Consider the following 9,756-nt stretch of genomic DNA (forward strand, 5'->3'; position numbering starts at 1 on the left):
CGGCCGACAGCGCCACCGCCACCGACCGCCGGGGGCCTGCGCCGCAGAAGTTCGCGGGACACGCCAGCGCCCATGCCCGGCGGCCGGGCGCGCCACCGATCGTTCCGCTGAAGCCGACGGTCGCGCAGGTGCTGTCCAGCATCCCGCTGCATGAAGTCGACCGCATGACCCCGATGCAGGTCAAGCAGTTCACGAAGCTCCTGGGCGGGCGCACCCTGGGCGTGGACCCGGCGCTGCTGGCCCGGAACTGGAAGCTGCTGCGCAGCCAGTTCAAAGGGCCTGAACTGCAGCAGTTGCTGCTGAAGAAGACTGCCGCCGTGATGAAGTTCCTGACAACGCCGGCACTGCCGAAATCGCCTGCGGCCCAGGTGCTGGCCGTGTTCCAGCTGCATGAAATCGATCGCATGGACCCACCGAGGCTGAAGGATCTCGTGGCGATCCTGGGCGGCCATGCCCCGGGCAAGGGCCCCGAGGTCCGTGCCGAGAACTGGCAGCGGCTGCGCGAGAACTTCACTGAGCCGGAGCTGAAGCAGTTGCTGTTGAACGACACCGCCGGTGTGGTGGATTTTCTGACGGCTTTGCCGCCTCCGCCGAAAGCGGGCGCCGGAGGTGCCAAGGCGGATGCCGGCCCCAAGCCAGACACCGGTCCCCAGGCCGATGCCGGGCCTCGGCCGAACGCGGAGCCCAAGCCGAATGCAGGTCCCCGGCCGAATGCGGGCGCCGGGCGGCAGGAGGCGCCGAAGTTCTCCGCCAAGGTGCAGCAAGCGCCGGCGGCGGTGCCTGCGGCCGCAGGAGCCAAGCCCATCGCCCTCGCCGGGATGAAGCGGGAGGCGGCGTTCCAGGCGCTGAAGGACCGTGGGATGTCGCACGCGCAACTGCAGCAGATGCGGCAGGATTTTCTCGATCAGGTCAACCACGGCAGCGGCGCGTCGGGCGACGCATTGAGCGCCAAGTACCAGGCGTTCATCACCGACGACCTGTCGCAATCGGGCACCTTGCGCAGCTATGCCAAGCTGTTCGTGCGCCCCATTCCTGACGAGGCCGCCGCCGGCAAGGCTTAGGTCACACGCCCTGGCCGAATCCACCCCCGCCCGCCAGCCGGGCGGCGCGGCGGAACGCGGCGGGGGACTGCCCCGTCCAGCCCCGAAACGCGCGGATGAAGCTCTTTTCGTTGAGGAAACCCGCGGCCTGCGCCACCTGCTTGATCGGCCGGTCGGTGCGGTGCAGCCATTCGATGGCGCGGTGCTGGCGCACCTCGTCTTTCAGCGCCTGCAGCGATGCGCCTTCTTCCTTGAGCTGGCGGTGCAGCGTGCGCGGCGACAGGTGCAGCCGCTCGGCCAGCGCGTCCGCGCCCTGCAGCGTGCCAGTGTCGGCTGCCAGCGCCTGCCGCACGCGCTGCACCAGCAGGCGGTCGCGCCGGTACTGGCGCACCGTCAGGGGCAGCGCGCGCTGCAGCATGGTGCGCAGCGCGTTCTCGTCGCGCTGCAGCGGCATCGCCAGATAGCGCGCATCGAAGCGCAGCGCGGCATGCGGCGCGCGGAAGGCGATGGGGCCGGCGAACAGCAGCGGATAGGCCGCCTGGTGCGGCGGTGGCGCGAAAGGAAAATCCGCGCCCTGCAGCGGCAGGCGCGAATCGATGAGCCAGCAGGCCAGCCCCAGCGCGTTGCGCAGCATCGAGACCAGGCAGAACTCGCGCAGCGTTCCCAGGTCGCGGTGTTCGGTGATCGCCAGCGTGGCGATGGCGCCGTCGCTGGTCAGGTGCAGGGCGATGTCGTCGGTCAGCAGGCCGTGGTGGCGGCACCAGCGCTGCAGGGCCAGGCCCAGGTGCGGCGCGCTGATCGAGGCCCGCGCCAGCATGCCGTAGCTGCCCCAGGGCAGGCGCCGGCCGAACCAGCCCAGGGCCTCGTCGTCCAGTTCGCGCATGGCGCCGTCGGAGAGCTGCTCCATCTGCAGCGCCGTGATGCGCCCGTGCGGATGCGCGATGTCCGATGGCGTGATTTGTGCCTGCCGCAGCACGGCCGAGGCGTCCATGCCGCGCTGGGTGTAGGCCTGCACGATGGCCCGTACGAAGGCCATGGGCGTGGCGGCGGTGGGCGCGTGGGGGGCGGTGCGGTGCAGGGCGGTGGCGGGTTCGGGCATGGGGGGAGTTTGCCTTGCGTGGCGCATATTGCAACCTTTGTGACCCCATCTGTCATGCGGTCCGGGCCCGGGCGGGCGTATGCTGCGGCCCATCGCCGTTCCCGGCCGGGCCGGGGGCGTGCCACACGAGGAGACATTGCCATGGACCCAGTGAGCCCGACCGCCCCGTTGACTTCCGCCTTTGCACGCGGCAGCACGGCGGTGCCCCTGATCGAGCAGACGATCGGCGCCTTCTTCAGCGACATGGCGCAGCGCCAGCCGGACCGCGAGGCGCTGGTGAGCGTGCACCAGGGCCTGCGCTACACCTACGGCCAGCTGCACACCGAGGTGCGCCGCCTGGCCAGCGCGCTGCTGGGGCTGGACCTGAACCCGGGCGACCGGGTGGGCATCTGGTCGCACAACAACGCCGAATGGGTGCTCATGCAGCTGGCCACCGCGCAGGTGGGCCTGGTGCTGGTCAACATCAACCCCGCCTACCGCACCTCGGAGGTGGAATACGCGCTCAACAAGGTCGGCTGCAAGGCGCTGGTGACCATGGCGCGCTTCAAGACCAGCGACTACCTGGGCATGCTGCGCGAACTGGCGCCGCAGTGGGCCGCCGGCACGCCTGGCGCACTGCAGTCCGACCGGCTGCCGCAGCTGCGCACGGTGGTGTGGATCGACGGCGCGCTGGGAGACGCGGCGGGCGGCGGCGACTCGCCCGGCCTGCTGCGGTTTTCCGAACTGATGGCGCGCGGCGACGCGCAGGATGCGCGCATCGATGCCGTGGCCGCCACGCTGGACGCCAACGACCCCATCAACATCCAGTTCACGAGCGGCACCACGGGCTTTCCGAAGGGCGCCACGCTCACGCACCGCAACATCCTGAACAACGGGTTCTTCATCGGCGAGTGCATGCGGCTCACCCCCGAGGACCGGCTGTGCATTCCCGTGCCGCTGTACCACTGCTTCGGCATGGTGCTGGGCAACCTGGCCTGCCTCACGCACGGCGCGGCCATCGTGTACCCGAGCGACGGCTTCGATCCGCTCAAGGTGCTGGAGACGGTGCAGGCCGAGCGCTGCACTGGCCTGCACGGCGTGCCCACGATGTTCATCGCCGAGCTGGACCACCCGCGCTTCGCCGAGTTCGACCTGTCCACGCTGCGCACCGGCATCATGGCCGGCTCGCCGTGCCCCATCGAGGTGATGAAGCGCGTGGTGAGCGACATGCACCTGTCGGAGATCACCATCGCCTACGGCATGACCGAAACCAGCCCGGTCAGCTGCCAGAGCAGCACCGAGACGCCGCTGGACAAGCGCGTGTCCACCGTGGGCCAGGTGCAGCCGCACCTGGAGATCCAGATCATCGACCCCGAATCCGGCGCCGTGGTGCCCGTGGGCGAGCGCGGCGAGCTGTGCACGCGCGGCTACTCGGTCATGCACGGCTACTGGGACGACCCGGCCAGGACCCGCGAGGCCATCGACGATGCCGGCTGGATGCACACCGGCGATCTGGCCACCATGGATGCCGAGGGCTACGTGAACATCGTCGGCCGCATCAAGGACATGGTGATCCGCGGCGGCGAGAACGTGTACCCGCGCGAGATCGAGGAGTTTCTCTACCGCCACCCGCAGGTGCAGGACGTGCAGGTGGTGGGCGTGCCCGATGCCCGCTACGGCGAAGAGCTGTGCGCCTGGATCATCGCCAAGCCCGGCACGGCCGCACCCACCGAGGACGACATCCGCGCGTTCTGCAAGGGGCAGATCGCGCACTACAAGGTGCCGCGCTACATCCGATTCGTCGCCGAGTTCCCGATGACGGTGACCGGCAAGATCCAGAAATTCAAGATCCGCGACGCCATGAAAGAACAGCTCGGCCTGCAGGAAAGCACCACCGCATGATCCTCGAATCCCAACTCAATGCCCGCTCGGCCGACTTCCTGGCCAATGCCGCCGCCATGCGCGCCCTGGTCGATGACCTGCGCGCCCGCACCGCCCAGGTGGCCCAGGGCGGTGGCGAAGCTGCCCGCGCCAAGCACACGGCCCGCGGCAAGCTGCTGCCGCGCGAGCGTGTGCAGATGCTGCTGGACCCCGGCACGCCGTTCCTCGAACTGGCGCCCCTGGCCGCGCTCAACATGTACAACAACGACGCGCCCGGCGCCGGGCTGATCGCCGGCATCGGCCGCGTGAGCGGCGTGGACTGCATGGTGGTGTGCAACGACGCCACGGTGAAGGGCGGCACCTACTACCCCATGACGGTGAAGAAGCACCTGCGCGCGCAGGAGGTGGCCGCGCAGAACCACCTGCCGTGCATCTACCTGGTGGACTCGGGCGGCGCCAACCTGCCCAACCAGGACGAGGTGTTTCCCGACCGCGACCACTTCGGCCGCATCTTCTACAACCAGGCGCACATGAGCGCGCAGGGCATCGCGCAGATCGCCGTGGTGATGGGCTCGTGCACCGCCGGCGGCGCCTACGTGCCGGCCATGAGCGACGAATCCATCATCGTCAAGAACCAGGGCACCATCTTCCTGGGGGGCCCGCCGCTGGTGAAGGCGGCCACGGGCGAGGTCGTGACGGCCGAGGACTTAGGGGGCGGCGACGTGCACACGCGCCTGTCCGGCGTGGCCGACCACCTGGCGCAAAACGACCTGCACGCGCTGCAACTGGCCCGCAACGCGGTGCGCAATTTGAATAGAAACAAGGCCCATGCCGGGGAATTGCATGCCTCTGTTGCTCCTAAATTCATAGCGGATGAGCTGTACGGCGTGATTCCGGTGGACACGCGCAAGCCCTTCGATGTGCGCGAGATCATCGCCCGCATCGTCGACGGCAGCGAGTTCGACGAGTTCAAGGCGCGCTACGGCACCACGCTGGTCACGGGCTTCGCGCGCATCGAGGGCATGCCCGTGGGCATCATCGCCAACAACGGCATCCTGTTCAGCGAGTCCGCCCTCAAGGGCGCGCACTTCATCGAGCTGTGCTGCCAGCGCAAGATCCCGCTGGTGTTCCTGCAGAACATCACCGGCTTCATGGTGGGCCGCAAGTACGAGAACGAGGGCATCGCGCGCAACGGCGCCAAGATGGTCACCGCCGTGGCCACCGCCGCCGTGCCCAAGTTCACCATCGTCATCGGCGGCTCGTTCGGCGCGGGCAACTACGGCATGTGCGGGCGGGCGTATTCGCCGCGCTTCCTGTGGATGTGGCCCAACGCGCGCATCTCCGTCATGGGCGGCGACCAGGCCGCGAGCGTGCTCGCCACCGTCAAGCGCGACGGCATCGAGGGCAAGGGCGGCCAGTGGAGTGCCGAGGAAGAAGAGGCCTTCAAGGCCCCCATCCGCCAGCAGTACGAGAGCCAGGGCCACCCCTACTACGCCACCGCGCGGCTGTGGGACGACGGCGTGATCGACCCCGCCGACACGCGCCGCGTGCTGGCGCTGGGCCTGTCGGCCACGCGCAATGCGCCCATCGAAGACACGAAGTTCGGCCTGTTCCGCATGTGACCGCCAGCCTGCCGAAGACTCCGACGCAGATCCCGCCATGACCCTTCGCCGACACGCCCTGGCCTGGCTGCTGCGCTGCGCGCTGCTGCTGGGCGCCTTGCCCGCCCTGGCGCAGCTGGCGCCGTCCACACCGCCCACGCTGGATGCCACACTGCACGAGCAGATCGTGATGGTGCCCAAGGGCGAAGGGCTGCTGGCCACCGAGCTGGAAACCACCGTGTACCGCCCGGCGGGCACGGGCCCGTTTCCCGTCGTCGTGATCAACCACGGCAAGGCCAACGGCAATCCGCGCCTGCAGGAGCGTGCGCGCTACCTGGCGGCCGCCCGCGTGTTCGTGGAGCGCGGCTACCTCGTGGTGATCCCGATGCGCCAGGGCTTCTCGCGGTCCACGGGCGCCTACCTGGGCAGCGGCTGCAACGTGGAAGGCAATGGCCGCAACCAGGCCGAGGACGTGCAGGCTGCCCTGGCCTACGTGCGCCGCCTGCCGGATGCGGACAGCCAGCGCATCGTGGTCGTCGGCCAGTCGCACGGCGGCCTGACCACCCTGGCGCTGGGCACGCTGAACCCGCCCGGCGTGCGCGGCCTCATCAATTTCGCCGGCGGACTGCGGCAGGAGCAATGCCCCGGCTGGGAAAACAACCTGGCCAGCGCCTTCGGTGCCTACGGCCAGGGCACGCGCCTGCCGTCGCTGTGGTTCTACGGCGACAACGATTCGTACTGGCCCACCTCGCTGTACCGCGACATGTACGCGCGCTACGTGGCCGCCGGTGGGCGGGCGCAGCTGGTGGCGTATGGCCGGTTCGGAACCGATTCGCACCGGCTGTTCGCCTCGCAAAGCGGCGTGCCGATCTGGCTGCCGGAGGTGGAGCGCTTCCTGGCCGGCCTGGGCCTGCCGTCCCGGCCGGTGACGCACATTCCGATGATGCCGCACGACAGCGCCGTGCCCCGGGCCACCGACGCCTACCCCGTCGCCGATGCGTCGGCCATCCCCTACGTGCGCGATGCGGCGCGCGAGGGTTACCGCAAGTTTCTCGCGGCGCCGTGGCCGCGGGCCTACGCCATCGCGCCCAGCGGCGCCTGGGCCTACTACTACGGCCGGGCCGATGCCATGGCCGCGGCGGTGGCCCGCTGCAACGAAAACGCCAAGGCGGCGACCTGCCACCTGTATGCCGTGGACGACCACGTCGTGTGGGAGGCGCCATGAGGCCCCGGCATTGGTCCGCCGCACGCATCCGGCCGCATCCGCGCCCGGCTTTTTCTCCAGAGCACCGAGGACCCAACCCATGAATTCCGTCCAGACGGCCTATGACGGCGCCGTGGCGCGCATCACGCTGGCGCAGCCCGATCTGCGCAACGCCTTCAATGACGAAACCATTGCCGCGCTCACCGACGCCTTCGCGCAGGCAGGCAGCCGCGACGGCGTGCGAGCCGTGGTCCTGGCCGCGCAGGGCACGGCCTTTTGTGCCGGCGCCGACCTGAACTGGATGCGCCGCATGGCCGACTACACGCGCGAGGAGAACGTGGCCGACGCCGGCGCGCTGGCCGAGATGCTGCGCACGATCTACGAGTGCCCCAAGCCGACCATCGCCCGCGTGCAGGGCGACGTGTATGCCGGCGGCATGGGCCTGGTGGCGGCCTGCGACATGGCGGTGGCCGTCGACACGGCGGGCTTTTGCCTGTCGGAGGTGAAGCTGGGGCTCATCCCGGCGACCATCAGCCCCTATGTGATCCGCGCCATGGGCGCGCGCGCCGCCCACCGCTATTTCCTGACCGCCGAGCGCTTCGGCGCGGCCGAGGCGCTGCACCTGGGCTTCGTGCACGCGGTAGTGGAGTTCGAGCAGCTCGACGACACGGTGAATGCGTGGCTCAAGGCGCTCACCAGCGCCAGCCCGGCCGCCGTGCGCGCCTGCAAGCGGCTGGTGCAGGACGTGGCGGGCCGCGACATCGATGCCGCGCTCATCGCCGCCACGGTGCAGGGCATTGCCGACATCCGCGCCAGCGACGAGGGCCGCGAGGGCGTGCAGGCCTTCCTGCAAAAGCGCAAGCCGTCCTGGCTGGTGGGGCCGGGCTGACCGGGGACGGCATGGACGCGCTCTGGCTGCACATCGTTCAGTGGCTCCACACCATGGGGCTGCACGTGGACCCCGGCACCGCCCGCGACGTGGCGGCCGGCGCGGCCCAGGCCACTTCGGCGATGGACCTGCCGGGCCTGCTGGCGCTGGCCGCTGCGCTCGGCTGGGCCAGCGGGTTCCGGCTCTATGCGGTGGTCTTCATCGTGGGGCTCATGGGCGCGGGTGGCTGGCTGCCACTGCCTGCCGGGCTGCACGCGCTGCAGCACCCGGCCGTCCTCACTGTGAGTGGGCTGCTGCTGTGCGTGGAGTTCTTCGCCGACAAGGTGCCCTGGCTGGACAGCGCCTGGGATGCGGTGCACACCGTCATCCGCATTCCCGGTGGCGCGCTGCTGGCCGCGGGCGTGTTCGGCGCCGACAACGCCACCATGGGCCTCGTCGCGGGGCTGCTGGGCGGCTCGCTCTCGGCCACGGCACTGGCCACCAAGATGACCACGCGCGCCGCGGCCAACACCTCGCCCGAGCCGTTCTCCAACTGGCTGCTGTCGTTCTTCGAGGACGGCCTGGTGGTGGCCGTCGTGTGGATGGCCACGCAGCACCCGGTGCTGTTCGGCATCGCGTTGGTGGTGATGCTGGTGCTGTCGGCGCTGCTGCTGATCGTGCTTTTCAAATTCCTGCGTGCCGTGCTGCGGCGCGTGTCGTCCCTTTTTTCCGGTCCTGCGAAGGTGGTTTGAATGTTCTCCAAAATCCTGATTGCCAACCGCGGTGAAAACGGCCGCATCGCAGCCGTTTCGGCCAATGGCGTGGCACGCGCAGCGTGCGCAGGCGGTTTCACCGCGGAGGTGGCCCATGTTTAAGAAGATCCTGATTGCCAACCGCGGTGAAATCGCCTGCCGTGTGGCCGCGACCGCACGTCGCCTCGGCGTGAAGACCGTGGCCGTGTACTCCGATGCCGACGCCGGTGCCAAGCACGTCGCCGCATGCGACGAGGCGGTGCACATCGGCGGCAGCTCGCCCAAAGAAAGCTACCTGCAGTGGCAGCGCATCATCGACGCGGCCCGGGCCACGGGCGCGCAGGCGGTGCACCCCGGCTACGGCTTCCTGTCGGAGAACGAGGAATTCGCCCAGGCCTGTGCGGATGCCGGGCTGGTGTTCATCGGCCCGCCCCCGTCCGCCATCCAGGCCATGGGCCTGAAGGCCGAGTCCAAGCAGCTCATGGAAAAGGCCGGCGTGCCCCTGGTGCCGGGCTACCACGGCGCCGACCAGGACCCCGCGCTGCTGCAGCGCGAGGCCGACCGCATCGGCTACCCCGTGCTCATCAAGGCCAGCGCGGGCGGCGGCGGCAAGGGCATGCGCGCGGTGGACCGGTCGGAAGACTTCGCCGCCGCCCTGGCGTCGTGCCAGCGCGAGGCCATCAACAGCTTCGGCGACGACGCGGTGCTCATCGAGAAATACGTGCAGCGCCCGCGCCACATCGAAATCCAGGTGTTCGGCGACACCCTGGGCAACTGCGTGTACCTGTTCGAGCGCGACTGTTCGGTGCAGCGGCGCCACCAGAAGGTGCTGGAAGAGGCCCCGGCCCCCGGCATGACCCCGGCCATGCGCGCCGAGATGGGCAACGCCGCGGTGGCCGCTGCACGCGCGGTGAACTACGTGGGCGCGGGCACGGTGGAATTCATCGTGGAGCAGCGGGCCGATGGGTCCATGGACTTCTTCTTCATGGAGATGAACACCCGCCTGCAGGTGGAGCACCCGGTGACCGAGGCCATCACCGGCCAGGACCTGGTGGAGTGGCAATTGCGCGTGGCCTGCGGCGAGCCGTTGCCGCTGGCGCAGGACCAGTTGCGCATCGGCGGCCATGCCATCGAGGCGCGCATCTGCGCCGAGAACCCCGACAACCAGTTCCTGCCCGCCACCGGCACGCTGCAGGTGTACCGCAAGCCCGCGGCCACCAGCTTCGAGCGCGCGTCCCTGGGCAGCGGCGGTGTGCGCATCGATGACGGCGTGCGCGAGGGCGATGCCATCAGCCCCTTCTACGACTCGATGATCGCCAAGCTCATCGTGCA

Annotated in this window: 9 protein-coding genes; 8 read left to right on the plus strand and 1 reads right to left on the minus strand. The window is 69.7% G+C overall.

The window, feature by feature from the left end; genetic code table 11:
• On the plus strand, positions 1-1,061 hold a 1,061-nt coding region (locus AC27IQ_RS14200), incomplete at its 5' end, for a hypothetical protein (RefSeq protein ID WP_487089851.1).
• Between the two features lies 1 nt (position 1,062).
• On the opposite strand, the gene AC27IQ_RS14205 is transcribed toward AC27IQ_RS14200, so the two are convergent.
• Positions 1,063-2,139, minus strand: a complete 1,077-nt coding sequence (locus AC27IQ_RS14205; protein WP_487089852.1) for an AraC family transcriptional regulator — start codon at positions 2,137-2,139, stop codon at positions 1,063-1,065.
• A gap of 141 nt (positions 2,140-2,280) precedes the next feature.
• Here AC27IQ_RS14205 and AC27IQ_RS14210 point away from each other — a divergent pair, with 141 nt between their 5' ends.
• The 7 genes from AC27IQ_RS14210 to AC27IQ_RS14240 all read left to right on the plus strand — a co-directional run.
• Positions 2,281-4,020, plus strand: coding sequence for an AMP-binding protein (locus AC27IQ_RS14210; protein ID WP_487089853.1), 1,740 nt, complete (start codon positions 2,281-2,283; stop codon positions 4,018-4,020).
• A complete protein-coding gene (locus tag AC27IQ_RS14215; RefSeq protein WP_272565326.1) occupies positions 4,017-5,621 on the plus strand; it encodes a carboxyl transferase domain-containing protein in 1,605 nt (534 codons plus the stop codon). Before AC27IQ_RS14210 ends, AC27IQ_RS14215 begins: the two co-directional genes overlap by 4 nt.
• 37 nt (positions 5,622-5,658) lie before the next feature.
• The gene (locus AC27IQ_RS14220) at positions 5,659-6,825 is read left to right on the plus strand and encodes a dienelactone hydrolase family protein (protein ID WP_487089854.1); all 1,167 of its coding nucleotides are present in this window, start codon (positions 5,659-5,661) and stop codon (positions 6,823-6,825) included.
• Positions 6,826-6,904: 79 nt separating this feature from the next.
• Positions 6,905-7,693: an enoyl-CoA hydratase/isomerase family protein gene (locus AC27IQ_RS14225; protein ID WP_487089855.1), complete on the plus strand. Its 789-nt coding sequence runs from the start codon at positions 6,905-6,907 to the stop codon at positions 7,691-7,693.
• Positions 7,694-7,704: 11 nt separating this feature from the next.
• Complete coding sequence (locus AC27IQ_RS14230) at positions 7,705-8,424, plus strand: DUF4126 domain-containing protein (protein WP_487089856.1); 720 nt, start codon at positions 7,705-7,707, stop codon at positions 8,422-8,424.
• Entirely contained in the window at positions 8,425-8,547 is a 123-nt protein-coding gene (locus AC27IQ_RS14235) for a hypothetical protein (protein WP_487089857.1), read from the plus strand.
• The coding region (locus AC27IQ_RS14240; RefSeq protein WP_487089858.1) for an acetyl-CoA carboxylase biotin carboxylase subunit at positions 8,540-9,756 on the plus strand (1,217 nt) is incomplete at its 3' end. The genes AC27IQ_RS14235 and AC27IQ_RS14240, both read left to right, overlap by 8 nt.

It is taken from the genome of Acidovorax sp. KPB24-07 (assembly GCF_057543315.1).

Coding starts and splice junctions, on each gene's coding strand:
- AC27IQ_RS14225 (WP_487089855.1), top strand. CDS start 6,905: ATGAATTCCGTCCAGACGGCCTATGACGGCGCCGTGGCGCGCATCACG.
- AC27IQ_RS14235 (WP_487089857.1), top strand. CDS start 8,425: ATGTTCTCCAAAATCCTGATTGCCAACCGCGGTGAAAACGGCCGCATC.
- AC27IQ_RS14230 (WP_487089856.1), top strand. CDS start 7,705: ATGGACGCGCTCTGGCTGCACATCGTTCAGTGGCTCCACACCATGGGG.
- AC27IQ_RS14215 (WP_272565326.1), top strand. CDS start 4,017: ATGATCCTCGAATCCCAACTCAATGCCCGCTCGGCCGACTTCCTGGCC.
- AC27IQ_RS14205 (WP_487089852.1), bottom strand. CDS start 2,139: ATGCCCGAACCCGCCACCGCCCTGCACCGCACCGCCCCCCACGCGCCC.
- AC27IQ_RS14210 (WP_487089853.1), top strand. CDS start 2,281: ATGGACCCAGTGAGCCCGACCGCCCCGTTGACTTCCGCCTTTGCACGC.
- AC27IQ_RS14220 (WP_487089854.1), top strand. CDS start 5,659: ATGACCCTTCGCCGACACGCCCTGGCCTGGCTGCTGCGCTGCGCGCTG.